The organism is Pseudomonas sp. LABIM340, assembly GCF_040017195.2.
Taxonomy (GTDB): domain Bacteria; phylum Pseudomonadota; class Gammaproteobacteria; order Pseudomonadales; family Pseudomonadaceae; genus Pseudomonas.
In genome coordinates this window covers 5,132,414-5,158,162 of the sequence record NZ_CM200227.1, presented here as the reverse complement: position 1 = coordinate 5,158,162, position 25,749 = coordinate 5,132,414, and the positions used below count along the sequence as shown (strand labels likewise).

The 25,749-nt window shown below is 65.6% G+C and carries 22 protein-coding genes; 12 read left to right on the top strand and 10 right to left on the bottom strand.

Annotated elements, in window-relative coordinates; translation table 11 throughout:
- The first annotated feature begins 24 nt into the window (after positions 1 to 24).
- Both ABKS89_RS23745 and ABKS89_RS23740 read left to right on the top strand, forming a co-directional pair.
- Positions 25 to 1,173, top strand: coding sequence for a pyridoxal phosphate-dependent aminotransferase (locus ABKS89_RS23745; RefSeq protein ID WP_348587296.1), 1,149 nt, complete (start codon positions 25 to 27; stop codon positions 1,171 to 1,173).
- Positions 1,161 to 1,955 carry an amidohydrolase gene (locus tag ABKS89_RS23740; protein WP_138215438.1) on the top strand — a complete coding sequence of 265 codons (795 nt, stop codon included), beginning with the start codon at positions 1,161 to 1,163 and terminating at the stop codon, positions 1,953 to 1,955. The genes ABKS89_RS23745 and ABKS89_RS23740 overlap by 13 nt, the downstream gene beginning before the upstream one ends.
- Positions 1,956 to 2,171: 216 nt before the next feature.
- Here the strand turns inward: ABKS89_RS23740 and ABKS89_RS23735 are convergent, their stop codons facing one another.
- The gene (locus ABKS89_RS23735; protein WP_348587295.1) at positions 2,172 to 3,125 is read right to left on the bottom strand and encodes an aldo/keto reductase; all 954 of its coding nucleotides are present in this window, start codon (positions 3,123 to 3,125) and stop codon (positions 2,172 to 2,174) included.
- A gap of 133 nt (positions 3,126 to 3,258) precedes the next feature.
- On the opposite strand from ABKS89_RS23735, the gene ABKS89_RS23730 reads away from it, so the two are divergent.
- Positions 3,259 to 3,591, top strand: coding sequence for a DUF5629 family protein (locus ABKS89_RS23730; RefSeq protein WP_138215436.1), 333 nt, complete (start codon positions 3,259 to 3,261; stop codon positions 3,589 to 3,591).
- A 53-nt stretch (positions 3,592 to 3,644) separates the two neighbouring features.
- Here the strand turns inward: ABKS89_RS23730 and ABKS89_RS23725 are convergent, their stop codons facing one another.
- The 4 genes from ABKS89_RS23725 to leuA form a co-directional block, all read right to left on the bottom strand.
- Complete coding sequence (locus ABKS89_RS23725; RefSeq protein WP_348587293.1) at positions 3,645 to 4,883, bottom strand: OprD family porin; 1,239 nt, start codon at positions 4,881 to 4,883, stop codon at positions 3,645 to 3,647.
- A gap of 80 nt (positions 4,884 to 4,963) precedes the next feature.
- Complete coding sequence (locus tag ABKS89_RS23720) at positions 4,964 to 6,340, bottom strand: spinster family MFS transporter (RefSeq protein ID WP_348587292.1); 1,377 nt, start codon at positions 6,338 to 6,340, stop codon at positions 4,964 to 4,966.
- Between the two features lie 260 nt (positions 6,341 to 6,600).
- Positions 6,601 to 7,083: a hypothetical protein gene (locus tag ABKS89_RS23715; RefSeq protein WP_348587290.1), complete on the bottom strand. Its 483-nt coding sequence runs from the start codon at positions 7,081 to 7,083 to the stop codon at positions 6,601 to 6,603.
- 83 nt (positions 7,084 to 7,166) lie between these two features.
- Positions 7,167 to 8,837: a 2-isopropylmalate synthase gene (gene leuA, locus ABKS89_RS23710; protein ID WP_348587289.1), complete on the bottom strand. Its 1,671-nt coding sequence runs from the start codon at positions 8,835 to 8,837 to the stop codon at positions 7,167 to 7,169.
- Between the two features lie 400 nt (positions 8,838 to 9,237).
- On the opposite strand from leuA, the gene ABKS89_RS23705 reads away from it, so the two are divergent.
- The 5 genes from ABKS89_RS23705 (at position 9,238) to ABKS89_RS23685 (ending at position 14,502) form a co-directional block, all read left to right on the top strand.
- The gene (locus tag ABKS89_RS23705; protein ID WP_348587288.1) at positions 9,238 to 9,702 is read left to right on the top strand and encodes a DUF2946 domain-containing protein; all 465 of its coding nucleotides are present in this window, start codon (positions 9,238 to 9,240) and stop codon (positions 9,700 to 9,702) included.
- A gap of 105 nt (positions 9,703 to 9,807) precedes the next feature.
- Positions 9,808 to 11,919, top strand: coding sequence for a TonB-dependent copper receptor (locus ABKS89_RS23700; protein ID WP_348587286.1), 2,112 nt, complete (start codon positions 9,808 to 9,810; stop codon positions 11,917 to 11,919).
- A 52-nt stretch (positions 11,920 to 11,971) separates the two neighbouring features.
- The gene (locus ABKS89_RS23695; protein WP_348587284.1) at positions 11,972 to 13,342 is read left to right on the top strand and encodes a PepSY-associated TM helix domain-containing protein; all 1,371 of its coding nucleotides are present in this window, start codon (positions 11,972 to 11,974) and stop codon (positions 13,340 to 13,342) included.
- Between the two features lie 129 nt (positions 13,343 to 13,471).
- Complete coding sequence (locus ABKS89_RS23690; protein WP_138215427.1) at positions 13,472 to 13,960, top strand: copper chaperone PCu(A)C; 489 nt, start codon at positions 13,472 to 13,474, stop codon at positions 13,958 to 13,960.
- Complete coding sequence (locus tag ABKS89_RS23685; protein WP_138215426.1) at positions 13,960 to 14,502, top strand: GNAT family N-acetyltransferase; 543 nt, start codon at positions 13,960 to 13,962, stop codon at positions 14,500 to 14,502. Before ABKS89_RS23690 ends, ABKS89_RS23685 begins: the two co-directional genes overlap by 1 nt.
- Here the strand turns inward: ABKS89_RS23685 and ABKS89_RS23680 are convergent.
- The 4 genes from ABKS89_RS23680 to xseA form a co-directional block, all read right to left on the bottom strand.
- A complete protein-coding gene (locus ABKS89_RS23680; RefSeq protein WP_138215425.1) occupies positions 14,483 to 14,872 on the bottom strand; it encodes a ribosomal maturation YjgA family protein in 390 nt (129 codons plus the stop codon). The genes ABKS89_RS23685 and ABKS89_RS23680 overlap by 20 nt on opposite strands.
- The gene (locus ABKS89_RS23675; RefSeq protein WP_348587283.1) at positions 14,872 to 15,708 is read right to left on the bottom strand and encodes a M23 family metallopeptidase; all 837 of its coding nucleotides are present in this window, start codon (positions 15,706 to 15,708) and stop codon (positions 14,872 to 14,874) included. Before ABKS89_RS23675 ends, ABKS89_RS23680 begins: the two co-directional genes overlap by 1 nt.
- Positions 15,709 to 15,925: 217 nt before the next feature.
- A complete protein-coding gene (locus ABKS89_RS23670) occupies positions 15,926 to 16,681 on the bottom strand; it encodes a M15 family metallopeptidase (RefSeq protein WP_348587282.1) in 756 nt (251 codons plus the stop codon).
- A gap of 6 nt (positions 16,682 to 16,687) precedes the next feature.
- Positions 16,688 to 18,067: an exodeoxyribonuclease VII large subunit gene (gene xseA / locus ABKS89_RS23665; RefSeq protein ID WP_348587281.1), complete on the bottom strand. Its 1,380-nt coding sequence runs from the start codon at positions 18,065 to 18,067 to the stop codon at positions 16,688 to 16,690.
- Positions 18,068 to 18,215: 148 nt separating this feature from the next.
- Between xseA and guaB the strand changes: the two genes are divergently transcribed.
- The 4 genes from guaB (at position 18,216) to tadA (ending at position 23,497) form a co-directional block, all read left to right on the top strand.
- Positions 18,216 to 19,685 carry an IMP dehydrogenase gene (gene guaB / locus ABKS89_RS23660; protein WP_138215421.1) on the top strand — a complete coding sequence of 490 codons (1,470 nt, stop codon included), beginning with the start codon at positions 18,216 to 18,218 and terminating at the stop codon, positions 19,683 to 19,685.
- Positions 19,686 to 19,767: 82 nt separating this feature from the next.
- A complete protein-coding gene (gene guaA / locus ABKS89_RS23655; RefSeq protein ID WP_348587279.1) occupies positions 19,768 to 21,345 on the top strand; it encodes a glutamine-hydrolyzing GMP synthase in 1,578 nt (525 codons plus the stop codon).
- 242 nt (positions 21,346 to 21,587) lie between these two features.
- The gene (locus tag ABKS89_RS23650) at positions 21,588 to 22,991 is read left to right on the top strand and encodes a multicopper oxidase family protein (protein WP_192224011.1); all 1,404 of its coding nucleotides are present in this window, start codon (positions 21,588 to 21,590) and stop codon (positions 22,989 to 22,991) included.
- Complete coding sequence (gene tadA, locus ABKS89_RS23645) at positions 22,979 to 23,497, top strand: tRNA adenosine(34) deaminase TadA (protein WP_518300963.1); 519 nt, start codon at positions 22,979 to 22,981, stop codon at positions 23,495 to 23,497. Before ABKS89_RS23650 ends, tadA begins: the two co-directional genes overlap by 13 nt.
- A 570-nt stretch (positions 23,498 to 24,067) precedes the next feature.
- Here the strand turns inward: tadA and mltF are convergent.
- A complete protein-coding gene (mltF, locus tag ABKS89_RS23640) occupies positions 24,068 to 25,546 on the bottom strand; it encodes a membrane-bound lytic murein transglycosylase MltF (protein WP_348587277.1) in 1,479 nt (492 codons plus the stop codon).
- Positions 25,547 to 25,749: the final 203 nt, after the last annotated feature.

The window sequence follows — 25,749 nt, the reverse complement described above, 5'->3', positions numbered from 1 at the left end:
TCGCCTGCAGCCTGTAGTCACGCCATGCTTACCAGCAAACTGCCGAATGTCGGCACCACCATCTTCACCCGCATGTCCCAGCTCGCCGCGCAAAGCGGAGCGCTGAATCTCTCCCAGGGTTTCCCGGACTTCCCCGGCCCCGCGCCGCTGCTCGAAGCGGTTGCCCGCCACGTCATGGCCGGGCACAACCAGTACAGCCCGATGACCGGCCTGCCGGCGCTACGCGAACAGGTCGCGATCAAGGTCGCGAGCCTCTATGGCCGCAATGTCAGCGCCGACGCCGAAGTGACCATCGTCCCCGGTGCGACCGAAGGGATCTTCTGTGCGGTACAGGCGCTGATTCGCGCCGGCGACGAAGCCATCGTCCTCGACCCCTGCTACGACAGCTACGAGCCTTCCGTCGAACTGGCCAGCGGCCGTTGCGTGCATGTTGCGCTGACGCAGCCGGACTTCCGTATCGACTGGCAGCGCCTGGCCGATGCCATCACCCCGCGCACGCGCCTGATCTTCCTCAACAGTCCGCACAACCCCAGCGGCGCACTGATCGACCGTGCCGACCTGGATCGCCTCGCCGAGCTGATCCGCGATCGCGAGATCTACGTGATCAGCGACGAGGTCTACGAGCACCTGATCTACGACGGCGTGCAGCACGCCAGCGTGCTGGCCCATGACGAGCTGTATCCGCGCGCTTTCGTCATCAGCTCCTTCGGCAAGACCTACCACGTCACCGGCTGGAAGACCGGCTACGTGGTGGCGCCGCCGGCGCTATCGGCGGAGATGCGCAAGATCCACCAGTACGTGAACTTCTGCGGCGTGACCCCGCTGCAATGGGCGCTGGCCGATTTCATGGCCGCGCACCCCGAGCACCTGCGCGAGCTGCCGGGCTTCTACCAGGCCAAGCGCGACCTGTTCTGCGACCTGCTCGAAGGCTCGCGCTTCACCTTCCAGCGCGCCGCCGGCACCTACTTCCAGGTGGTCGATTTCTCGGCGATCCGCCCGGACCTCGATGACGTCGCTATGTCCGAATGGCTGACCCGCGAGCACGGCGTGGCCGCCATTCCAGTCTCGGTGTTCTACCAGCAACCGCCGGCGGACATGCGCCTGGTGCGCTTCTGCTTCGCCAAGAAAGAGGAGACGCTGCGCCAGGCAGCGGAACGACTATGCGCGATCTGAGCCAGCTGCCGGACCTGAAACTCGCCCTCGTGCAGACCACCCTGGTCTGGCACGACGCCAAGGCCAACCGCGAGCGCTTCGAGGTGCTGCTGGAAAGCGCCCGTGGCGCAGACGTGGTGATCCTCCCGGAGATGTTCACCACCGGTTTTTCCATGGATTCCGAGACGCTGGCCGAGGCGGAGGAGGGTGCGACCTACGCCTGGCTGCGCGAGCAGGCTTCGAGGCTCGATGCCGTGGTCTGCGGCAGCGTGATCATCCGCGCCGCCGATGGCAGCCATCGCAACCGTTTGCTCTGGGCGCGCCCGGACGGCGAGATGCAGCATTACGACAAGCGCCACCTGTTCCGCATGGCCGGTGAGCACAAGCACTACACGCCGGGCGAGCAACAGGTGCTGCTGGAATGGAAGGGTTGGCGGATTCGCCCGCTGGTCTGCTATGACCTGCGCTTCCCTGTGTGGAGCCGCGACGCCCAGGACACCGATCTGCTGCTCTACACCGCCAACTGGCCGGCTGCGCGCCGCCAGCACTGGAACCGCCTGCTGCCGGCACGGGCCATTGAAAACCTCTGCTACGTCGCAGCGGTCAATCGCGTCGGTGAAGACGGCAAGGGGCACGCCTACTCCGGTGACAGCCAGGTGCTGGACTTCCAGGGTGACAACCTGCTGGCCGCCGGCAATGCCGACGGGGTTTTCCAGATCGCCCTGAGCGGTGCGGAACTGGCGGCCTACCGCGAGCGCTTCCCGGCGAATCTCGACGCGGACCAGTTCGATATCCGGTTTTAACCAGTGGCCGATCGCGGACGGAGTCTGTTCCTACGAAAGCCTGATGTCGCGTAGGAGCGGACTCCGTCCGCGATGTCTTCGCTCCACTCGAGATTCAGCCGGGAGCCTCGCAGTAGGATGGTGTGGAGCGAAGCGATACCCATCAATTGCAGCGCTGGCAGCATGGGTATCGCTCCGCTCCACCCATCCTACGGTCAGAGTTGGCCTGGAAACTCCTCAGTAGGCGCTGGCAGTGTTCAACCGCTGGATCGCCTCGTCACTGAGCTTCAGCTCCACCGCCGCGATCAGGTCGGGCAACTGCTCCAGTTTCGACGCACTGGCAATCGGCGCGGTGATGCTCGGGCGGGCCATCAGCCAGGCGAGTGCGACCTGGGTCGGCGTGGCGTTCAGTTCGCCGGCCACTTCCTCCAGCGCATCGAGGATCGCGAAGCCGCGCTCGTTCATGAAGTTCTTCACCTTGTAGCCGCGCACGCTGCTCTTGCCCAGGTCGTCCTCGCGGCGGTACTTGCCGGTGAGGAAGCCGGCGGCCAGGGAGTAGAAGTTGATCACGCCCAGGCCCAGCTGCTGCACCGTGGGCTCCAGCTGCGTCTCGTAGTTGGCGCGGTCGTACAGGTTGTAGTTGGGCTGCAGGCTCTGGTACTGCGGCAGCTTCAGCCGCGTGCAGAGCTCATGGGCTTCGCGCAGGCGCTTGGCGTCGAAGTTGGAGGCGCCGATCACCCGCACCTTGCCGCGTTCCACCGCTTCGGCAAAGGCACCCATGGTTTCTTCCATCGAGGTGTGCAGGTCGTCGCAGTGGGACTGGTAGAGATCGATGTAGTCGGTCTGCAGGCGCTTGAGCGAGCGCTCCAGTGCCTGCTCGATGTACACCGCCGACAGCCCCTTGTGGCCGTTGCCCATGTCCATGCCGACCTTGGTCGCGATGATCACCTGGTTGCGCTTGCCGGTCTTCTTCAGCCATTTGCCGATCAGGGTTTCCGACTCACCGCCCTCGTGGCCCGGCACCCAGCGCGAGTACACGTCGGCGGTGTCGATGCAGTTGATCCCGGCGTCGAGCAGCGCGTCCAGCAAGCGAAACGACGTCGCCTCGTCGGAGGACCAGCCGAACACATTGCCGCCGAAGACCAGCGCAGGAATCTTCAGGCCTGATTGTCCGAGTTCGCGTGTACGCATCGGCTTTGACTCCTCAGGGGTATGCGGGAACCCTCAGTGTAGACGCGCTGCCGCCTGCCGCGGGGCGGATTGGCCGGCAGCGGTACGCCAGCTGGTCTATCATGGCGACCTGCCCAATTGCCGAGTGCCCGTCATGACCACGACTCCCTACCTGCTGGACCAGCTGGAAACCGCCGACATGCTGTTGATCGACGGTCTGCACGCCTGGCAGTTCGAGCTCAACGAGGCATTGCTGGACCAGGCCGACGCAGCCGCCCACGCCGAGCAACCCTTCGCCAGCGAAGACGTGGTGCTGCAGATCGAGTCCATCGACGGCCGCGACCGCCGCGAATGGCGCTTCAGTTACAACCAGGTGATGGAGGCCAGCTACCAGGCCGAAGACGAGACCTGGCTGCTGCAGGCCGGCGACCAGCAGCACCGACTCTGCTGCCTTGGCGCAGTCGCCGCCAGCGGCGACGACGAGTAAGCGTCTCCTGAAAAAGAAGAAGGCCCCGCGAGGGGCCTTTTTCATTTCAGGTTTCAGAACGCCAGTGGATAGCTGGTGATGAAGCGCACCTCGTCGTAATCGCTGGCGTAGCTGCTGCGGACCGTGGAGGTGCGCATGAGGAACGACAGCGTCTTCAGCGGGCCGCTCTGAATGGTGTAGCCCACATCGGTATCGCGCTCGTATTCGTGGCCGTCGCTCTGGCCCGGCCGCGAGATGTCGGTGCCCTTGGTGTAGCGCGTCATCAGGGTCAGGCCCGGCAGGCCGAGGCTGGCGAAGTCATAGTCGTAGCGCAGCTGGTAGGAGCGCTCCTGCGCCCAGAAGAAGCCGCCATTGGTGACCCAGTTGACCAGGTACGGCTGCGGCGTGTTGCCCAGCAGCATGGGGAACATATCTTCGCCGAGCATGCGCTGGTAGGTGGCCGAAAGCATGTGGCCGCCGTGCTTCACGCCGAGACGCGCGCCATAGGCGCGGTTGTCGATGCGCCCGGCCAGCGCCTGCCCGGATTCCTCGTTGTGGAAGTAGCTCAGGGTGCCGAGCAGCGCGGTGTTTTCACCCACCGACTGCTTGAAGTTGGCGCCGACGTAGTGCTGGTCGTAGATGTCCTCGAGCTGGGCGAAGTAGTAGCTGGTGGACAGGCCGGGCGTCCACTGCGCATCGACGCCACCCAGGTTCAGCTTGTTGCTGTCCTGGCTGGCGGGACGGGTAGCCAGGTAGAACGACTCGCGGTCGCTGGAGGCGCGGGTACTGGTGTTCCAGAGTTGCGCGGCGGTGAACTTGAAGCGATCCGATTCCTTCGACTCCAGCATCACGCCCTGGAAGGTCTGCGGCAGCACGCGCACGTCATCCTGGAAGATTACCGGCAGGCGCGGTTCCAGCAGGCCGACCTTCAGCGTGGTCTTCGAATAGCGCAGCTTGAGCGTGGCGCCGCCCCGGCTGAAGTCATCCACCGGCTCACCGGTCGTGCGGTCATAGGGCAGGTTGCTGTCGTTGCTGGTGCCGGCGCCGCCATCGAGCTTCAGGGCGTAGAAACCGGTGAAGTCCACGCCGACACCGATGGTGCCCTCGGTGAAGCCGGAGCTGAAGCGCGCCAGCACGGCCTGGGACCAGCTGCCGGCCTGGGATTGCGGGGCATTGTCCTGGCGGTAGTCGCGCAGCATGTAGAAGTTGCGCAGGGTGGTGTCCAGGCGGCTGTCGTCGATCAGGTCGGCCTGGGCGCAGAGGGGCATCAGCGCGCTGCACAGCAGCGCACCGGTAGTGCGATTACGGAACATCGTCATCTCCTGGGCGCCGTTCGCCGGGGCGCGTGGCGCCACGCCGGCGAACGGGCGTACATCTTGTTAGGCGGGTGCGGTCAGTTCGCGGCGGCGGTGTTGCTGCCTAGCGCTGCGATGGCTTCGGGAGAAGCTTTCTGCTCCTCGCCCAGGCTGCGGCGGAAGTGCTTGCGCCCGTTGCCCAGCAGCCACAGGCAGAGCAGGCCGGCGATGGTGACGATGATGCCGATGGACGAGCCGACAGCCTTCGGGTCCTTGAAGTAGTGGTCGGTGAGCAGCGCCACCAGGGTAGTGCCGACACCCAGGCCGATCAGGTTGGAGACCAGCAGGAACAGCGCCGACACCTGCGCGCGCAGGCGGTTGGGCGTGAGCACCTGCATGGCCGCCGCCGAGGTCGAGATGCAGAAGGCGCAGAAGAACATCGCCGGGCCCATCAGCAGCACCGACAGCTGCAGGCTGCTCGCTGTCACCGAACCGATGACGAAGGGAATGGTGCAGGCCACGCCGAGCATGCCGCTGATCATCGCAGCGTCGCTGCGCCCGCGCTTCTGCAGTACGTCCACCAGCCAACCGGCGCAGAACACCCCGGCGGTATTGAGCACCAGGAGGATGCCGCCGAGGATGTAGCCCACCTCCAGCGGCGTCAGGCCGTACTGGCGGATGTACATGGCCGGCGCCCAGCCCATCAGAGCGTACTGGCACATGGCGAAGAAGGAGAAGCCGAGGTAGTGGCAGGTGAAGGTCGCGCGGTGGCGGCGCAGGAAGCGTAGGCCGTCGCCGATGGTCGCCTTGTGCTGCGGGTTCGCCTCCTTGCGTGCCGGGTCACGGATGGTCAGCGCGATCAGCAGCGCCACCAGCACGCCGGGCAGGCCGACGATGAAGAATGCGATCTGCCAGGAGCGCACCTGGCCCAGCCAGCCCAGGTCGATGGCCGGCACGTCGCGCAGCGCCTCGATCACGTAGCCGCCGACCAGGAAGGCCAGGCCGCCGCCGAGGAACGCGCCCATGGAGTACAGCCCCAGCGCGCGGCCGAGTTTCTCCTTGGGGAACAGGTCGGCAAGCATCGAGTAGGTCGCCGGTGTCAGCGCGGCCTCGCCGACGCCGACGCTCATGCGCGCGAGGAACATCTGCAGGAAGTTCTTCGACAGCCCGCACGCGGCGGTGGCGAAGCTCCAGAAGGCCACGCCGATGGCGATGATTTTCACCCGCGAGGAACGGTCGGCGAGATAGGCGATAGGCAGGCCCATGAAGGCATAGAACAGCGAGAAGGCCAGCCCGCTGAGCAGGCTGAACTGGGTATCGCTGATCTGCAGGTCGGCCTTGATCGGCTCGATCATCAGCGAAAGGATCTGCCGGTCAACGAAGGAGAAGATGTACGCCACCATGCAGAGCACGACGACATACCAGGAATAGCGGGAATTACGGATGGATTTCGGGTGTGAGGATTGCGGGTTCACGGTTACTGGCTCCTGAAGCGGGTGAAGGCAGATGGCCAAGCACGTCGAGCTCGTTGTTGTTGTAGGTAACCAGGCGCCTCTGTACGCAAGGCAGGGGCAGCCGAATGTGTCTGATTGCGTGACACGGTTTTTTGTTTGCCTGCCGCTTTCACGGCAGTGCACGCAAGACTAGGGAAGGGGCGAGGCAGGGGTAATCGGGGCGAGTACCAGCATTGCGGAGACTGCCCCCTAGGGGACTAGGGGGAATCTTTAGGCGGGAATCAGAGCTCTACGCCCAGGACGTAGACCAGGAAGAACGAGACGACGAGGATCACCGCGACGACGGCAAGCAGGAACAGCAGGCTGATGCCGAACGCGCGCCAGTTCGAGCGCCACTGGCCGCCAGCAGCGAGGTGGCGCTCCACCGCGACGCCAAAGGTCTGCTTGGCGAGGTAGTACATGCCGACGACGCTGCCGACAGCGATGGGCGTACCGGATGTGTTTTCCGGCAGGAAGTAGCCGATGACGAAGATGGCGAGGGTCAGGCCGATGCCCATCAGCCAGATGTTGCGGGATTCGTGGCTACGGCCGAGTGTCTTGAGGTTCTGCACAATGACCCAGGCGCCGGCCAGGGGCGTACCGAAGAAGGTGGCGATGCCGACGGCGGCCAGGCGGTAGAGCGGCTCGCCCGTGGCGGTAGTTGCCGCGTCCTGGAGAACGGCAGCGGGAGTCTGGAAGGGGTTTTCCTGCGGCATGTCGCTCATGCTTTCGCTCCTTGAAAGAAACTGCCCCGGACGCGTGGGCGGCCGGGGCAGCGAGAGTTGCAGCTTAGCAGTGCGATCGCGGCTTACGCGGCTTTCGCGTGGCCCAGCGTCACGGCGCGGTTCAGGGCGCTGAACAGCGCACGGAAGCTCGCGGTGGTGATGTTTTCATCAATGCCGATGCCGTGCAGCGAACGACCACCCTCGACGCGCAGTTCGATGTAGGCGGCCGCGCGGGCATTGGTGCCGGCGCCGATGGCGTGCTCGTTGTAGTCCATGATCTCGACGTCCACTGGCAGCGAGGCGACCAGGGCTTCCAGGGTGCCCTTGCCCTTGCCGTGCCAGCGATGCTGCTCGCCCTTGTGGGTCACGTCGATGTCGATGGCGCAGACGCCGTTCTCTTCCTGCAGGCGGTAGTTCTTCAGGCCGAACGGGGAGACGGCCTGCAGGTACTCGGTCTGCAGCAGGGTGTAGATCTGCTCGGCGGTCATCTCCAGGCCGAGACGGTCGGTCTCGTTCTGCACCACCTGGCTGAACTCGATCTGCATGCGGCGCGGCAGGCTGATGCCGTATTCCTGCTCGAGCAGGAAGGTGATGCCGCCCTTGCCGGACTGGCTGTTCACACGGATCACCGCTTCGTAGCTGCGGCCGATGTCCGCCGGGTCGATAGGCAGGTACGGCACTTCCCACACGGCATCCGGCTGTTGCTGGGCGAAGCCCTTGCGGATGGCGTCCTGGTGGGAGCCGGAGAAGGCGGTGTGGACCAGGTCGCCGACGTACGGGTGACGCGGATGCACCGGGATCTGGTTGCACTCCTCCACCACCTTGCGCACGGCGTCGATGTCGGAGAAGTCCAGCTCGGGGTCGATACCCTGGGTGTACATGTTCAGCGCCATGGTCACCAGGCAGAGGTTGCCGGTGCGCTCGCCGTTGCCGAACAGGCAGCCTTCGACGCGGTCGGCCCCGGCCATCAGGGCCAGTTCCGAAGCGGCCACGCCAGTGCCACGGTCGTTGTGGGTGTGCAGGCTGAGCAGCACGCTGTCGCGCTTGTTGATCTGGCGACCGAACCACTCGATCTGGTCGGCGTAGTTGTTCGGGGTGGCGCACTCGACGGTGGCGGGCAGGTTGAGGATCAGGCGGTTGGCCGGGGTCGGCTGGAACACGTCGATCACTGCGTTGCACACCTCGACGGCGAAATCGGTCTCGGTGGAGCTGAACACTTCCGGCGAGTACTCGAAGCCCCACTGGGTTTCCGGCGCGGCATCGGCCAGGCGCTTGATGGTCTGGCCGGCGGCCACGGCGATGGCTTTTACGCCAGCCTTGTCCTGGTTGAACACGATCTTGCGGAAGCTCGGTGCGCAGGCGTTGTAGTAGTGGACGATGGCCTTCTTCGCGCCCTTGAGGGACTCGAAGGTGCGCTCGATGAGGTCGTCGCGGGCCTGGGTCAGCACCTGGATGGTGACGTCATCGGGAATGTGGTCGTTCTCGATCAGCTCACGAACGAAGTCGAAGTCGGTCTGCGAGGCGGACGGGAAGCCCACTTCGATTTCCTTCAGGCCGACCTGAACCAGGCACTTGAAGAAGCGCATCTTCTTCTCGGCGTCCATCGGCTCGATCAGCGACTGGTTGCCGTCGCGCAGGTCGGTGGACAGCCAGATCGGCGCCTTGTCGATGATCTTGTCCGGCCAGGTGCGGTCGGGCAGGGTGATCTGGGTGAAGGCGCGGTATTTCTTCGACGGGTCTTTCAACATGCTCATGAGCGGAATCCTTGTTCTCTGCGGCCTGCGGGGCCTGCGCGTAAAAATCTGAATGAGGCGGAACCGGGGGAGGGGGGCTCAGCCACGCAGTCGCGGGCTGACCAGGCGCAGGCAGGCGTGTTGGCGAAGCAGAATGAGGGTGTGTGCGGTTTTCATGAGTGCCAAGCTAAAGGCCTGGGAGACCAATGGCAAGCATTTGGAAAAATTTGGTAGGAATGGTCTTTCAAGTCTATTTATCGAGAAGTAATTGTCGGAAATATGTCGTTTCAGCAATTTATCCTGAATCTTATCGCTGTGCTTAACTGATTCTGCGTCTTCGTGCCGCAGCGAAGCTTTGTAACTCCGTGCGATCATTGCGCACCCGCCCCAGGTGGGAACTCTCCATCCGCAAGGACATTTCGTGACCCGTCGTACACGACAAGGCGTAGGTACCTGGCTGGCGTTGTTCGCCATGCTGATGATCTATGTCGGCCCGCTGGTCTCCCAGTCGATGCCGATGGATCACGCCATGCCCATGTCCATGCCGATGGACCACGTCATGCCGATGGAGCATGGCAAGGCCATGTCCCACGACATGGCCGGCATGGAGGACATGCACTGCTCCGACAGCCAGCGTGCTGCGGACCATCATGCCGCTCCGGTTTCCCACGGCGAGCAGCCGCTTACCGCCGACGCCTTCATGGAGAAGTGCGGCTACTGCAGCCTGCTGATCCACAGCCCGCCGCTGACGCCGCCACCGGTCGTGCTCGACCACGGCCTGCCCGCTGTCGGTGCGCCCGTTGCCCTGTTCGTTGCTTCTCGCATTCCCGCCTCGCCGGTCTTCCCCGGCGCCCGCTCCCGCGCTCCCCCGTTCCTGATCGGCTGACCCGCAATCCCGACTCCCCGACCCCGGCGCGGATGCCTGCATTCGCTTGCGCGCCGTGCGAGTACGCGTGGAGCGGGCGTCATCACTGATCATGGAATTCATGGAATGACCCGCATGTCCCTGCGCCGTCGGCAAACTGCCGTCGGCCTGCGCGCCCTGTGCGCGCTGACCGCCCTTGGCGGTTTCACTGCCGTCCCTGTGCTGGCCGAGGAAGAAGATCACTCGGCTCACGCCACCAATGCGTCGGTTACCGAACTGGCCCCCAGCGTCATCACCGCCGTGGCGCAGAGTTCGCCGCTGACCGTGGTCACCGACCCCAAGCAGCCGCGCCAGCCGATCCCCGCCAGCGACGGCGCCGACTACCTCAAGACCATCCCCGGCTTCTCCGCCATCCGTAACGGCGGCACCAATGGTGACCCGGTGTTGCGCGGCATGTTCGGCTCGCGCCTGAACATCCTCACCAACGGCAGCACCATGCTCGGCGCCTGCCCGGCACGGATGGACGCGCCCACCTCTTATATCTCGCCGGAAACCTACGACAAGCTCACCGTGGTCAAGGGACCGGAAACCGTGATCTGGGGCCCCGGCGCCTCGGCCGGGACCATCCGCTTCGACCGTGAACCGGAGCGCTTCGGCGAGTTGGGCATGCGCGTCAACGGCAGCCTCACCGCCGGCTCCAACGGCCGCTTCGACCGCGTGCTGGACGCTGCCGCCGGTGGCCCCGAGGGCTACCTGCGTTTCACCGGCAACAAGTCGCAGTCCGATGACTACGAGGATGGCAGCGGCAACACCGTGCCCTCGCGCTGGAACAAGTGGAACGGCGACGTGGCCGTGGGCTGGACGCCGGACGCCGACACCCTGGTCGAGCTCACTGCCGGCAAGGGCGATGGCGAGGCGCGCTACGCCGGGCGCGGCATGGACGGCTCGCAGTTCAAGCGCGAAAGCCTCGGCCTGCGCTTCGAGAAGTCCAACATCGGTGGCGTGCTCGACAAGCTGGAGGCGCAGCTCTACTACAACTACGCCGACCACGTGATGGACAACTACAGCCTGCGCACGCCCTCGGGCACCGGCATGATGGCCGGCCCCATGGCCTCGAACGTCGACCGCCGCACCCTCGGCGGGCGCCTGGCCGCCACCTGGCGCTGGGACGATTTCAAGCTGATCACCGGCGTCGATGCACAGACCAACGAACACCGCGAACGCAGCGGCATGGGCATCAACACCTATGACGAGCAGCCTTGGGACAAGGACGCCGTGTTCCACAACTACGGCGCCTTTGGTGAGCTGACCTGGTACGCCGCCGATCGCGACCGCGTGATCACCGGTGCGCGCCTGGACCGCGCCTCGGTCAAGGATTACCGGCAAAGCAGCGGCTCGGGGATGATGGCGATGCCCAACCCCACCGCCGACGACACCCGCGCCGACACCCTGCCCAGCGGCTTCGCCCGCTACGAGCACGACCTGGCCGACACGCCGACCACCCTCTACGTCGGCCTCGGCCACGTGCAGCGCTTCCCCGACTACTGGGAGCTGTTCTCCCCGGACAAGGGCCCGACCGGCTCGGTCAACGCCTTCGACAGCATCAAGCCGGAGAAGACCACCCAGCTGGACTTCGGCGCGCAGTACGAGGACGAGAAGCTCAAGGCCTGGGCGTCGGGTTACGTCGGGGTGATCCGCGACTACATCCTGTTCGACTACATGCCCGGCGGCATGATGGGCCGCACCTCCCAGGCGCGGAACGTCGATGCCCGCATCATGGGCGGCGAACTGGGCGCGGCCTACGCGCTGACCAGCAACTGGACCGCCGACGGCACCCTGGCCTACGCCTGGGGCAAGAACACCACCGACGACACTGCGCTGCCGCAGATGCCGCCGCTGGAAGCGCGTTTCGGCCTGACCTACGTGGAAGGCGACTGGAGCGCCGGCGGACTCTGGCGCGTGGTTGCGCACCAGGGCCGGATCGCCGAGAACCAGGGCAATGTGGTCGGTTACGACTTCGACGAAAGCCCCGGCTTCGCGGTGTTCTCGCTCAATGGCGCATACAAGCTGAGCAAGAACCTCAAGGTCAGCACCGGCGTCGACAACCTGTTCGACAAGGACTACGCCGAGCACCTGAACCTGGCGGGCAACGCCGGCTTCGGCTACCCGGCCAACGACCCCGAATCGATCCACGAGCCGGGACGTACGTTCTGGACCAAAGTGGACTTCAGCTTCTAAGCCCGACCGGCCCCCGCCGGACGGGGGCCTCCTTGCGTGAGGAGACCAACGAATGCAGAACAAGACATTCGATTTCTACAACCTGGCCTGGCGCTGGCACTTCTATGCCGGGCTGTTCGTCGCGCCGTTCATGATCCTGCTGTCGATCACCGGGATCATCTACCTGTTCAAGCCGCAGCTCGACCCGCTGATGTACAGCGACCTGCTGCAGGTGAAACCCGGCGAGGTGCGGCTTTCCGCCGACGAGCAACTGATGCACCTGCATCACCAGAACCCGCAGTTGCAGGTCAGCCAGTACCTGCCTGCCCCGGCCGCCGACCGCAGCGCGCAGTTCGTTGCGCAGCTGGATGGACGCGAGGTGAATGCCTTCGTCGACCCCTACAGCGGCAAGCTGCTCGGCTTGCAGGATGGCAAGTCCAACCTGCAGGCGATGGCCCGTGCGCTGCACGGCGAACTGATGATCGGCACCGTCGGTGACCGGTTGATCGAGCTGGCTGCCGGCTGGGGCATCGTGCTGGTGGTGTCCGGCCTGTACCTGTGGTGGCCGCGCAAGCGCTCGCTGCGGGTGCTGCTGTGGCCGGACCTGTCCCGCCGCGGTCGTGCGCTGTGGCGCGAGGTGCACGTGGTGGTCGGCTTCTGGGGTTCGCTGCTGATGCTGTTCATGCTACTCACCGGGATGACCTGGACCGGCTTCTGGGGCAAGACCTTCGCCGACGTGTGGAACCGCTTCCCGGCGCCCATGTGGAACGAGGTGCCCAAGTCGGACCTGGAGGCGCGCACGCTCAATGACGCGCATCGCCAGACTATCCCCTGGGCCATGGAAAACACCCCGATGCCGATGTCCGGCGGCGCCCACGCCGAGCACATGGCCCACGGCTCCGGTGGCATGGCGATGCCGCAGATCAGCCTGCAGCAGGTAGTCGATACCGCCGACCAGGCCGGTGTGGCGCCGGGCTACGCCATCGCCCTGCCCAAGGGCGAGCAGGGCGTGTTTACCGTCTCGGTGTTCGCTGACGATTCGCGCAACGACGCCACCCTGCACATCGACCAGTACACCGGCAAGGTACTCGCCGACGTGCGCTGGAAGGACTACGGGCTGGTGGCCAAGGGCGTCGAATCCGGCGTGATGCTGCACGAAGGCAAGATGTTCGGCCTGTTCAACCAGCTGCTCATGCTCGCCGTCTGCCTGATGATCCTGCTCAGCGCGGTCAGCGGCCTGTGGATCTGGTGGAAGCGCCGCCCGCAGGGTCGCCTCGGTGTGCCACCGATGCCCCATGCGCTACCGGTGTGGAAGGGCGGGGTGGCGATCATGGTCATCCTCGGCGTCGCCTTCCCGCTGGTGGGCGCGTCGCTTTTACTGGTGTGGGTGCTGGACTGGGCGGTGCTGTCGCGGATCAAGCCGCGCAGCCCGGCCCTGGGTTGATGTGTGCGCTGTTTTACCCTGACGCCTGCCGCGAGGCAGGCTATGCTGCGGCGCGATCGTTGCGCCCGCGGCCCGATGGATTCCCGCCGCTGCGGCGGACCCGATCACAAGCCAACTGGAGTCTCGAACATGCGTAAAACCCTGCTTGCTTTCGCTGTCCTGCTGGGCTTCTCCGGCGCCGCCATGGCCCACGAATACGAGGCCGGCAACCTGCACATCGACCACCCGTGGTCGCTGCTGCTGCCGGCCAACTCGGTGAACGGCGCTGCCTACTTCATCGTGCAGAACCACGGCAAGGAGGCAGACCGCCTGCTCGGCGCCGACACCGACCGCGCCGACAGCGCCGAGGTGCACCAGCACATCGAGAAGGACGGCATGATGAAGATGGTGAAGGTCGAGGGCGTGGATATCCCCGCCGGCGGCAAGATCGTCTTTGCGCCCGGTCAGTACCACCTGATGCTGTTCGGCCTGAAGAAACCGCTGGCCGACGGCGAGCGCTTCCCGCTGACCCTGCACTTCCAGAAGGCCGGCGATGTGAAGGTCGAGGTCGCGGTGCAGAAGGACGCGCCAAAAGGTACGGACATGGGCCACGACATGCACGGCATGCAGATGAACTGATGAGCGACCGGCTCCTGCGCCCGCTGGTGTGGGCGCAAGACGGCGAGTGGCTGCTGGGCTTCGACGGCAGCTACTCGAGCGACTCGATCCTGCGGATCGAGAGCGCCGCCGATGGTTTCATCCTGCGCGAGGAGCGTCTGGCCGAGACGCAGACCAAGCGCTATCCCTTCGCCGACCTGAAGGACGACGTCACGGCGGCCGACTGGACCGCCGTGGTCGTCGACGAGGAAGGCGAGCGTCTGGGCTTCGCCATCGCCCGCTATGAAATCTGGAATCGCCGCGCGGTGCTGGACGACCTGTTCGTCCTCGCCGATGCGCGCGGCCAGGGCGTCGGCCGGCAGTTGCTGGAAGGCTGTGTGGACTGGGCGCGCGGCACCGAAGCGCGCCACCTGTGGCTGGAAACCCAGAACCTCAACCTGCCGGCGGTGGGCTTCTACCGCTCCCGCGGCTTCGCCCTCAGCGGGCTGTCCACCGATCTCTACGACCCGGCGCAGGTACTGCCCGGGGAAATGGCGCTGTTCTTCAGTTACCCGCTGGCCTGAGGGCCAGGCGCGTCTGCCGCGCCGCGAGGATCAGCACGAAGCCGATGCAGTAGGCCAGCACATCCAGCCAATCTGGCGTGGCGCCCAGCACGATGCGCAGCGCTCGGTTGCCGATCTGCCAGTGGAAGGTCGCAGCGAGGTACTGGCCGAATTCGATCAGCAGCCCGCAGCCCAATGCCGCAGCGGCCAGCCAATGCGCCGGCGCATCCAGCGCGGCGCGCAGCAGGCAGTACAGCCAGATCACCGCCAGCACGTCGCCGCCGAACCCGCGCAACCAGCCGAGGTGCGCCCCGGCCGTGGCCAGCCAGACCAGCACGGCGAACCAGAGCAGCGCGAAGAGCGCACTGCGCCCATCGAAACGAATGCGCATCAGGGCTTGAACGCGCCGATGAAGATCGCCGGGTCGACGCGGGCGTCGTTCAGGCTGACGTTCCAGTGCATGTGCGGCCCGGTGGCGCGGCCGGTGGCGCCGACCCGGCCGACCACGCCGCCGCGCGGGACCGCGTCGCCGACTTTCACGTCGATCTTCGACATGTGGCAGAACATGCTGATGAAGCCCTGGCCGTGGTCGACGAACACGGTGTTGCCGTTGAAGAAGTAGTTGCCGATCAGGATCACCTTGCCGGCGGCCGGCGATTTGATCGGGGTGCCGGCGGGCACGGCGAAGTCCAGCCCGGAGTGCGGGTTGCGCTCTTCGCCGTTGAAGAAGCGGCGCAGGCCGAAGGGGCTGGAGAGTGGGCCGTTGACCGGCTTGTCCAGCACCAGGTTGCTCGGCGTGCCGGGGCTGAAGCTGCGGTAGGCGGCGGTCTGCTCGGCCAGCTCGCGGTTGATGCGCTTGAGGTCTTCGGGCAGCGGGTTCACCTGGCGGGTGTTCTTCAGGGTGATGCGCTGCTCCTTGTAGTGCTTGCTGCCCACGTTGAAGCCGAGGTTGCGGCTAGCGCCTGCCTGCTTCACGGCGATCTGCTGGCTGCCGGCCTTGGTGGTCAGCGGGATGCCGACGATGGCGATCCAGTCGCGGCCTTCCTCGCGTACCACCAGCACCTGCTTGCCCTGGTAGGTGGCGGTCGGCACGGCGGCGTCCTGGCCCAGCTGGACGACGGCAACACCGCCGGGCACCGGCTTGTTCAGCGTGCGGCTGATAAAGCCTTCGGCGTGGGCGGTCAGGGTGAACAGGGCGGTGACGAGCAGGCAGGAAATTCGAAGCATAGAGCTATCCGTGGACGTGTCGGCGGATGAAGCGGGCAGTCTACACGGGCCGCTCCGGCGGGCGCGGCGATTTCGTCGAAAGCGGAATCCAGTTGTGCTGCGGACCAGTCCAGGAGCACGAACGTAGGATGGGTGGAGCGCAGCGATACCCATCGATAACCCAGCTGCGCCATTGATGGGTATCGCTGCGCTCCACACCATCCTACGAAAGCAGCTGCTAGCGGCGCAGCCCTTCCAGCTGCTGGCGCCACAGCTGCTCCAGCGACAGCACCTGCGCCGGACCATAGATGGCGTGAGGCTTGCCCAGGTGCGCGGCCCACAACTGGTCGCCGTAGTCGTAGTGCCACCACTCACTGGAGAGGTTGCTGAAGCCTGCCGACAGCATGGCGTTGAACAGCATGCGGCGGTTGTCGCGCACGCGCCGCTGGGCTCCGTCGGGCTGGGCGATCTCCTCGTAATGGCGGGTGTAGGAGCGCGGCGTCGCCTCGTCGAACAGGCTGCCCATGTCCAGCCAGCGGCCTTCGCTGTCGCACAGGGTCAGGTCGATGGCGCCGCCGGTGAGGTGCGGGCTGGGCGACTCGGCACGGGTGCTGGGCGGCGCGACGAATTCGCGGGTGCGCCGGGTCAGCTCACGCGGATCGGCGTCCGGCTCGTGCTGGCGGAGGATGTCGTAGAGCGTGTCGTACAGGTGCTGCTGCACCGCGAAGGGCCGCCAGGCATCGAGGATCACCAGGCGGATGCCGTCAGGCAGCAGGCTCGCGGCATGCAGCAGGCGCTCGAAGACTTCCGTGCGCGCATAGCATTCGGGCTGCGCGTTCGGCACACCGAGCCGGTGATACGCCGGCCACACCGCGAAGCCGGTGGCGATGCTCAGGGCCTGCAGCGGCTGGTCGCATTCGACGATGGGCACGCGGAAGGCTTCGGCCCAGTCAGGATCGGGTTGCGGCAGGATCGGCGCGAGCAGGTCAGTCATCGGCCGTCAGTCCAGCAGGGAAAGGGTCACGGGCGCCTGGTGGTTGTCCTCCACCCGCACTTCCAGTTCGCCGTCGCCCAGCTTGGCCTTGAGGCGCTGGCCGTTTTTCGTCTGCGCGGCGCTGCGGATGGCCTGACCCTTGTCGTCCAGCAGGATGCTGTAGCCGCGGCCGAGGGTCGCCAGCGGGCTGACGATGTGCAGCGTCTGCATCAGGCTGTCGAGGCGTTGGCGCTGTTCGCGCAGGACGCCGTTGGTGGCGCGGGGCAGGCGGGCGCTGAGGTTGTCCAGGCGCTGGCGCAGTAGGGCCAGGTTGCGACCGGGGTGTTGTGCGGCGAGGCGCGTGTCCAGTCGGGCTACGCGCTCGTGGCGAATCTGCAGCTGGCGCTCGAAGGCGCGACGCATGCGCATGTCCAGATCGTCGAGGCGCTGGGACTGCTGGCGAAGGCGCTCGCCGGGGTGGCGCAGGCGCCGGGCGGTGCCTTCCAGGCGCAGGCGCTCGCGGGTCAGGCGGTCCTGGATGCGCAGGATCAGCCGGCGGCGCAGGCTGTCCAGGCGCTGCTGCAGGTCACCGCTGTGGGGCGCCAGCAGCTCGGCGGCGGCCGAGGGCGTGGGCGCGCGCACGTCGGCGACGAAATCGCTGATGGACACGTCGGTCTCATGCCCCACCGCGCTGACGATGGGCGTCACGCAGGCGGCGATGGCGCGGGCCACCGGTTCCTCGTTGAAGCACCAGAGGTCTTCCAGCGAGCCACCGCCACGGGCCAGGATCAGCGCGTCGAAGCCTTGGGCGTCGGCCAGCTTCAGCGCACGGACGATCTGCCCGATGGCCTCGCGGCCCTGCACGGCGGTGGGGATCAGGGTCAACTCGACCTGCGGCGCGCGGCGGCGGAACACACTGATGATGTCGCGGATCACCGCGCCGGTAGGCGAGCTGACGATGCCGATGCGCCGGGGATGGGCGGGCAATACCTGCTTGCGCTCGGTGGCGAACAGCCCCTCGGCGGCGAGCTTTTCCTTCAGGGCCTCGAAGGCCAGGCGCAGCGCACCATCACCGGCCGGCTCGACGGTATCGGCGATCAGCTGGTAGTCGCCACGTCCCTCGAACAGCGAAACCTTGCCGCGCACCCGCACGGCGAGGCCGTCGCGCAGGGCCTGGCGCACGCGCAGGGCGTTCTGCCGGAACAGCGCGCAGCGCACCTGGGCGTTGCTGTCCTTCAGGGTGAAATACATATGGCCGGACGCCGGGCGGGCGAGGTTGGAGATTTCGCCCTCGACCCAGACCTGCGGGAACACGTCCTCCAGCAGGTGGCGGGCGCGCTGGTTGAGCTGGCTGACGGTCAGAACCTCGCGGTCGAGGCCCAGCCGTTGGAAGGGATCTTTCTGCATGGCGAAGGATGATAAGCGGGCCTGCGGGCAGGGGCCAGCGCACGAGGTTCATAAAGGCTTCATTCAGATCGTCTGGTTGCGTTGAGCCCGACCCCCTGACTGAGATATAATGCCGCGCTTCCATTTTTCCCGATCGGGAGCCCCCGCCATGCTGCGCATCAGCCAAGAAGCCCTCACTTTCGACGACGTCCTCCTGATTCCAGGTTATTCGGAAGTCCTGCCCAAGGACGTGAGTCTCAAGACTCGCCTGACCCGTGGCATCGAACTGAACATCCCGCTGGTGTCCGCCGCGATGGATACCGTGACCGAAGCCCGCCTCGCCATCGCCATGGCGCAGGAAGGCGGCATCGGCATCATCCACAAGAACATGAGCATCGAGCAGCAGGCCGCCGAGGTCCGCAAGGTCAAGAAGCACGAGACCGCCATCGTTCGTGATCCGGTCACCGTGACCCCTTCGACCAAGATCATCGAGCTGCTGCAGATCGCCCGCGAATACGGCTTCTCCGGCTTTCCGGTGGTGGAAGAGGGTGAACTGGTCGGTATCGTCACCGGTCGCGACCTGCGCGTGAAGCCGAACGTCGGCGACAGCGTTTCCGCGATCATGACCCCGAAGGACAAGCTGGTCACCGCCCGCGAAGGCACTGCCCTGGAAGAGATCAAGGCCGCGCTCTACGAGAACCGCATCGAGAAGATGCTGGTGGTCGACGAGAAGTTCCGCCTGACCGGTCTGGTGACCTTCCGCGACATCGAGAAGGCCAAGACCTACCCGCTGGCTTCCAAGGACGACGAAGGCCGTCTGCGCGTCGGCGCGGCTGTCGGCACCGGTGCCGACACCGGCGAGCGTGTTTCCGCCCTGGTCGCCGCCGGCGTTGACGTCGTTGTCGTCGACACCGCCCACGGCCACTCCAAAGGCGTGATCGACCGCGTGCGCTGGGTGAAGGAAACCTTCCCGCAGGTACAGGTCATCGGCGGCAACATCGCCACCGGCGAAGCCGCCAAGGCACTGGCTGACGCTGGCGCCGACGCTGTGAAAGTCGGCATCGGCCCGGGCTCCATCTGCACCACCCGTATCGTCGCTGGCGTCGGTGTACCGCAGATCTCCGCCATCGCCAACGTCGCCGCTGCCCTGGAAGGCACCGGCGTTCCGCTGATCGCCGACGGCGGCATCCGCTTCTCCGGCGACCTGGCCAAGGCCATGGTGGCTGGCGCCTACTGCGTGATGATGGGTTCGATGTTCGCCGGTACCGAAGAAGCTCCGGGCGAGATCGAACTGTTCCAGGGCCGTTCCTACAAGTCCTACCGTGGCATGGGCTCGCTGGGCGCCATGGCTGGCTCCACCGGTTCCTCCGACCGCTACTTCCAGGACGCCTCCGCTGGCGCCGAGAAGCTGGTGCCCGAAGGCATCGAAGGCCGCGTGCCCTATAAAGGCCAACTGACCGCCATCGTCCACCAGCTGATGGGTGGCCTGCGCGCCGCCATGGGTTACACCGGCAGCGGTGATATCCAGGACATGCGCACCAAGCCGCAGTTCGTGCGCATCACCGGCGCCGGCATGGCCGAGTCCCACGTCCACGATGTGCAGATCACCAAGGAAGCCCCGAACTACCGCGTAGGTTGAGGGTTCTTCGGTAAATGAGTCGGACACGGGGCTGGTTGATACAGCCCCGTGTCGTTTAAGAATTTCGCTACGAGAGATGGCCATGGCCCAAGACATTCACGCTCACCGGATCCTGATCCTCGACTTCGGCTCCCAGTACACCCAGCTGATCGCTCGCCGCGTCCGCGAGATCGGCGTGTACTGCGAAATCCATCCGTTCGACATGAGCGACGACGAAGTTCGTGCCTTCGCCCCGCGCGGCGTCATCCTGGCCGGCGGCCCGGAATCGGTGCACGAAGCCAACAGCCCACGCGCGCCGCAGGCCGTGTTCGACCTGAAGGTGCCGCTGTTCGGCATCTGCTACGGCATGCAGACCATGGCCGAGCAGATGGGCGGCAAGGTACTGGGCTCTGACCTGCGCGAGTTCGGTTATGCCCGCGTCGACGTGGTCGCCAAGGCCCGCCTGCTGGACGGCATCGAAGACTGCGTCAGCGAAGACGGCGTGTTCGGCCTCGACGTGTGGATGAGCCACGGCGACAAGGTCACCGAGATCCCGACCGGCTTCCACATCCTCGCCAGCACCCCGAGCTGCCCGATCGCCGCCATGGCCGACGATACTCGCGGCTACTACGGCGTGCAGTTCCACCCGGAAGTGACCCACACCAAGCAGGGCGGTCGCATCCTCTCCCGCTTCGTGCTGGACATCTGCGGCTGCGAAGCCCTGTGGACTCCGTCGAACATCGTCAACGATGCCATCGCCACCGTGCGCGCCCAGGTCGGCAACTCCAAGGTGCTGCTGGGCCTGTCCGGCGGTGTCGACTCCTCGGTGGTCGCGGCCCTGCTGCACAAGGCCATCGGCGACCAGCTGACCTGCGTCTTCGTCGACAACGGCCTGCTGCGCCTGCACGAAGGTGACCAGGTGATGGCCATGTTCGCCGAGAACATGGGCGTCAAGGTGATCCGCGCCAACGCCGAAGAGAAGTTCCTCGGCCGTCTGGCCGGTGTCAGCGACCCGGAGCAGAAGCGCAAGATCATTGGCGGCAGCTTCATCGAAGTCTTCGATGAGGAAGCCACCAAGCTGCAGGACGTGAAATTCCTCGCCCAGGGCACCATCTACCCCGACGTGATCGAGTCGGCCGGCGCCAAGACCGGCAAGGCCCACGTGATCAAGTCGCACCACAACGTCGGCGGCCTGCCCGAAGACATGCAGTTCGAGCTGGTCGAGCCGCTGCGCGAGCTGTTCAAGGACGAAGTCCGCAAGATCGGTCTGGAGCTGGGCCTGCCCTACGACATGGTCTACCGCCACCCGTTCCCGGGCCCGGGCCTGGGCGTGCGCATCCTTGGCGAAGTGAAGAAGGAATACGCTGACCTGCTGCGCCGCGCGGACCACATCTTCATCGAAGAGCTGCGCAACTTCGACTGGTACCACAAGACCAGCCAGGCCTTCGTGGTGTTCCAGCCGGTGAAATCCGTCGGCGTGGTCGGTGATGGCCGTCGCTACGCCTGGGTCGTGGCCCTGCGCGCGGTGGAAACCATCGACTTCATGACCGCTCGCTGGGCGCACCTGCCGTACGAGCTGCTGGAGAAGGTCTCGAACCGCATCATCAACGAGATCGAAGGCATCTCCCGCGTCACCTACGACGTGTCGAGCAAGCCGCCAGCCACCATCGAGTGGGAATGATCGGAGACGTTTAACGTTTCCTTAACGAAGAAGGCGGCAATCTCGCCGCTTTCTTCGGCAGGCGAGGGCGGGAATGCCCGCCCTTGACCTGGCGCATGAGAGGCGTTTGCCTCTTCATGCACAGTTCCTTCTGCTGTTTCTCCGTGCAGCCGGCCGCAAGAGCCTGGCGCCAGGCGCGAAACGCGCCAACCTCCGTGAAAGCCGATGGGGTCGCAAGTCCCTTGTTTGAGGAGTCTGGACCCATGTCGTTTACCCGTAGACAAGTACTCGGCGGCATCGCCGGCCTGGCCGTGCTCGGCCTGGGCGCTGGCGGCGCGCGCATCTGGCTGGCGCGCCCGGAAGTTGCCGCCGAGCACGATTACGAACTGATCGCCGCCCCGCTCGACCTGGAGCTGGTGCCCGGCCACAAGACCCCCGGCCTTGGCTATGGCGGCCAGGCTCCCGGCGTGGAGATCCGCGCGCGCCAGGGTGACTGGCTGCGCGTGCGCTTCACCAACAAGCTGGACGAGCCGACCACCATCCACTGGCACGGCATCCGCCTGCCCATCGAAATGGACGGCGTGCCCTACATCTCGCAGCCGCCGGTGCAGCCTGGCGAGAGCTTCGTCTACCAGTTCAAGACGCCGGACGCCGGCAGCTACTGGTATCACCCGCACCTGATGAGCAGCGAGCAGTTGGGCCGTGGCCTGGTCGGGCCGCTGATCATCGACGAGCGCGAGCCGAGCGAGTTCACCAGCGAGAAGATCCTCAACCTGAAGACCTGGCACGTGGACGAGGAAGGCAACTTCACTGCCTTCAGCGTCCCTCGCGAGGCCGCGCGCGAAGGCACCCGCGGGCGTCTGTCGACCATCAACGGCGAGCGCACGCCGGTGATCGAGTTGCCGGCCGGCGAGATCGTCCGGGTGCGTATCCTGAACGTCGACAATACCGTGACCTACCGTCTCAACCTGCCGGACGCCGAGGCGAAGATCTACGCCATCGACGGCCATCCGGTGGAGCCGCGCGACTTCGGCAAGGGGCCCAACGACCAGTACTGGATCGGCCCAGGCATGCGTCTGGAGCTGGGTATCCGTGGTCCGGCGGAAGGCACCGAACTGTCGCTGCGCAACGGCCCGGTGCGCCTGGCGACCATCCGTGGTGTCGCGAATCCCAAGGCGCCGACTGCCAAGTGGCCGGCACCGCTGCCGCGCAACCCGGTGGCCGAACCGGACTTGAAGAACGCGGAGACCATCAACTTCAAGTTCGAGTGGGTCGGTGCCATGTCCGACTACTCCAAGGGCCAGTCGGCGCCTTCGCTGTGGCAGATCAACGGCGTGGCCTGGCAGGGTGGCGAGGAGCACAAGCACAACTCGCCGCCGCTGGCGAAGCTCAAGGAAGGCAACAGCTATATCTTCGTGCTGCGCAACATGACCCAGTACCAGCACCCGATCCACCTGCACGGCATGGCGTTCAAGGTGCTGGATTCCGATCGTCGGGAGATCATCCCGTATTTCACCGATACCTACCTGCTGGGCAAGAATGAGACGGCACGCGTGGCGCTGGTGGCGGATAACCCCGGCCTGTGGATGTTCCACTGCCACGTGATCGATCACATGGAGACCGGGCTGATGGGAACCATCGCGGTGGGCGAGGCATGGTGCGGCTGACCAACAGCAAGGGGCACCCGACGGTGAAGGGGCTGGCGCCGGTCATCGACCGCAGCCGGGACATCCCCTTCATGCGCGAAGCCATGGTGCTGGCCGAGCAGGGCGCGGCCCTGGGCGAAGTACCGGTGGGAGCCGTGCTGGTGCTGGATGGGCAGGTCATCGGGCGTGGCTTCAACCAGCCGATCACCTCCCATGATCCCAGCGCCCACGCCGAGATGGTCGCCATCCGCGAAGCCGCCTCCGCCGCGCAGAACTACCGCCTGCCCGGCAGTACCCTCTACGTGACCCTCGAACCCTGCAGCATGTGCGCCGGCCTGCTGGTGCACTCGCGCATCCAGCGCGTGGTGTTCGGCGCCACCGAGCCGAAGTCCGGCGTGGTGGTCAGCCGTGGCAACTTCTTCGAACAGGACTTCCTCAACCACCGGGTGCTGGTGGAAGGTGGGGTGTTGGGGGAGGAGTGCAGTGCGATGTTGTCGGCGTTCTTCAAGGCGCGGCGCAAGGGCTGAGCACTTCTTCCTTGGCGATGCGGTAAACCTTGTTTAGGTGTACTGCGTCGCTTGGGAGTGCGCGGATGTATCTGGTTTCGCCTCTCGGCGAGTCCCTTTTGGCAAGCGCCCCAAAAGGAACCAAAAGGTCTTGCCCCCCATCCGGTTTTCGCCTAGGCGAAAAATACCCTCGTTGAATCGAAATTTCAGGGGCACGCCGCGAAGGGCCATCCCTGGCCCATCGCGGCTCTCGCGACATCCATGTCGCTCAACCCCTGAAATTCCAATTCAACGAGGCCTCCTGAAAGGGGCCATTCGGCATGCGCGGATACTTCCCTGGAAGTCATCAAGAGCCAAAGCCAGGGGCGGGCGGGGCGTTGGCTCTTCGTAGGATCGAGGGGGGACGCCTAGTTCTTGCTCGCGAACCGCACGGCACGTCACTTCCCGTAGGAGCGGACCTTGTCCGCGAAATCCATCACCAACAAACCCACGTCGCAGTGAGGCACGTGCTTTGCGCAGACGCGGCTGGGGGGCGTAAGGGCGGGGGAGTTCGGGGAAAGGGCTACGCAGGAGGTGCTCTGAAGGGCTGCCTCAGAGCTTCTGATCCCGCCCATCGTCATCGTCGTTGGGCTTGGTCTTGTTCACGCCCGGCAGGTGCAGGCCGCTTTCGGCGAGCTGGCCGCCTTCCATCTGCGGCTGGGTCACCCAGGTGAGGATGTCGTAGTAACGGCGCACGTTCTGCACGAAGTGCACGGTCTCGCCGCCGCGCGCGTAGCCGTAGCGCGTCTTGCGGTAGTACTGCTTCTGCGCCAGGCGCGGCAGCATCTTCTTTACGTCGAGCCACTTGTTCGGGTTCAGGCCTTCCTGCTCGGCCATCTTGCGGGCGTCGTCCAGGTGAGCGCCGCCGATGTTGTAGGCGGCCAGGGCGAACCACATGCGGTCCGGGTCCTTGATGCTGTCGGGCAGCTCGTCCTTGATCTGTACGTAGTACTTGCTGCCGCCCTGGATGCTCTGCTTGGGGTCCAGGCGGTTGGCCACGCCCATGGCCTGGGCGGTGCGGTTGGTCAGCATCATCAGGCCGCGCACGCCGGTCTTGGAGGTCGCGTCGGGCTGCCACATGGATTCCTGGTAGCCGATGGCGGCCAGCAGGCGCCAGTCGGCCTCGAGCTTGGTGCCGCTCTGGCGGAAGTGCGGTTCGTACTTGGGCAGGCGCTGCTGCAGGTGCTGGGCGAAGGTGTAGGCACCGACATAACCCAGGACGTCCACGTGGCCGTAGTAACGGTCCTTCAGACGTTGCAGCAGGCCGTCCTGCTTGGCCTTGTCGAGGAAGGCGTTGACCTTCTCGATCAGGCTGTTGTCATCGCCGGCCGGCAGCGCCCAGGCCAGGCCCTTGGCATCGCCGAGGTCGAAGGCGACGCGCACGTTGGGGAAGTACACCTGGTTCATCGCCAGTTCGTTGGAATCCACCAACGTCAGGTCGATCTCGCCGACGTCCACCATGCGCAGCAGGTCGACCATCTCGTCGGCGTCGGATTCGCGGTATTCCAGCTTGGGGTACTGCTTCTTCAGTTCGGCCAGCTGTGAAGCATGGCTGCTGCCTTTGAGTACGACGATCCGCTTGCCCACCAGGTCGTCGGGGCGTGTAGGGCGCTGCGCGCCGTTGCGGTAGACGACCTGCGGGGTGACGTCGAGGTAGGAGTGCGAGTAGCGCACCTGGGTATCGCGTTCGCCGCCCGGCGTCAGGCCGGCGGCCGCCAGGTTCGGTCCGCCGTCGCGGCCGATGCGGTCATAGAGGTCGTCGATGTTGTCGGCGGTTTCGATCTGCAGCTGCACACCCAGGCTGTCGGCGAAGCGCTTGGCCAGCTCGTACTCGAAGCCGGTATCGCCGTTGCGGTCCTGGAAGTAGGTGGCCGGACTGTTGCGGGTGATCACGCGCAGCACGCCGTCCTTCTGCACGCGCTCGAGGACCGTCGGGGCTTTCGCCTCGCTACAGCCGGAAAGCAGCAGAAAGATACAGGTCGCCAAGATCCAGGCGGTGCAGCGCACACGGGACACAGTCAGGGCAAGCATCAGGGCAGTATACGCAAAGGCCGTTGTGCGCCATATCTCGACAGCTCGAAGCTTCTCTGCTAGCTGGGGCGCCGTTCGTCGGCATTTTTCCTGCTGAAGGCCGCAGGGCTGGGATTTTTCCTAGGCCGCTCGAAGGCCTTCGAAGATGAATGGCGATTTCCGCCGGAGCAGTGGCAAGGAAGGTACTTGAAAGCTGCCGCCGG

What these genes read in the sequence shown, in the direction of transcription:
- mltF (WP_348587277.1), bottom strand. Translation starts at nt 25,546, where the DNA reads ATGCTTGCCCTGACTGTGTCCCGTGTGCGCTGCACCGCCTGGATCTTG.
- guaB (WP_138215421.1), top strand. Translation starts at nt 18,216, where the DNA reads ATGCTGCGCATCAGCCAAGAAGCCCTCACTTTCGACGACGTCCTCCTG.
- ABKS89_RS23685 (WP_138215426.1), top strand. Translation starts at nt 13,960, where the DNA reads ATGAGCGACCGGCTCCTGCGCCCGCTGGTGTGGGCGCAAGACGGCGAG.
- xseA (WP_348587281.1), bottom strand. Translation starts at nt 18,067, where the DNA reads ATGCAGAAAGATCCCTTCCAACGGCTGGGCCTCGACCGCGAGGTTCTG.
- ABKS89_RS23675 (WP_348587283.1), bottom strand. Translation starts at nt 15,708, where the DNA reads ATGCTTCGAATTTCCTGCCTGCTCGTCACCGCCCTGTTCACCCTGACC.
- ABKS89_RS23715 (WP_348587290.1), bottom strand. Translation starts at nt 7,083, where the DNA reads ATGAGCGACATGCCGCAGGAAAACCCCTTCCAGACTCCCGCTGCCGTT.
- ABKS89_RS23745 (WP_348587296.1), top strand. Translation starts at nt 25, where the DNA reads ATGCTTACCAGCAAACTGCCGAATGTCGGCACCACCATCTTCACCCGC.
- ABKS89_RS23735 (WP_348587295.1), bottom strand. Translation starts at nt 3,125, where the DNA reads ATGCGTACACGCGAACTCGGACAATCAGGCCTGAAGATTCCTGCGCTG.
- ABKS89_RS23730 (WP_138215436.1), top strand. Translation starts at nt 3,259, where the DNA reads ATGACCACGACTCCCTACCTGCTGGACCAGCTGGAAACCGCCGACATG.
- ABKS89_RS23670 (WP_348587282.1), bottom strand. Translation starts at nt 16,681, where the DNA reads ATGACTGACCTGCTCGCGCCGATCCTGCCGCAACCCGATCCTGACTGG.
- ABKS89_RS23690 (WP_138215427.1), top strand. Translation starts at nt 13,472, where the DNA reads ATGCGTAAAACCCTGCTTGCTTTCGCTGTCCTGCTGGGCTTCTCCGGC.
- tadA (WP_518300963.1), top strand. Translation starts at nt 22,979, where the DNA reads ATGGTGCGGCTGACCAACAGCAAGGGGCACCCGACGGTGAAGGGGCTG.
- ABKS89_RS23680 (WP_138215425.1), bottom strand. Translation starts at nt 14,872, where the DNA reads ATGCGCATTCGTTTCGATGGGCGCAGTGCGCTCTTCGCGCTGCTCTGG.
- ABKS89_RS23695 (WP_348587284.1), top strand. Translation starts at nt 11,972, where the DNA reads ATGCAGAACAAGACATTCGATTTCTACAACCTGGCCTGGCGCTGGCAC.
- ABKS89_RS23740 (WP_138215438.1), top strand. Translation starts at nt 1,161, where the DNA reads ATGCGCGATCTGAGCCAGCTGCCGGACCTGAAACTCGCCCTCGTGCAG.
- ABKS89_RS23700 (WP_348587286.1), top strand. Translation starts at nt 9,808, where the DNA reads ATGACCCGCATGTCCCTGCGCCGTCGGCAAACTGCCGTCGGCCTGCGC.
- ABKS89_RS23725 (WP_348587293.1), bottom strand. Translation starts at nt 4,883, where the DNA reads ATGTTCCGTAATCGCACTACCGGTGCGCTGCTGTGCAGCGCGCTGATG.
- ABKS89_RS23650 (WP_192224011.1), top strand. Translation starts at nt 21,588, where the DNA reads ATGTCGTTTACCCGTAGACAAGTACTCGGCGGCATCGCCGGCCTGGCC.
- guaA (WP_348587279.1), top strand. Translation starts at nt 19,768, where the DNA reads ATGGCCCAAGACATTCACGCTCACCGGATCCTGATCCTCGACTTCGGC.
- leuA (WP_348587289.1), bottom strand. Translation starts at nt 8,837, where the DNA reads ATGAGCATGTTGAAAGACCCGTCGAAGAAATACCGCGCCTTCACCCAG.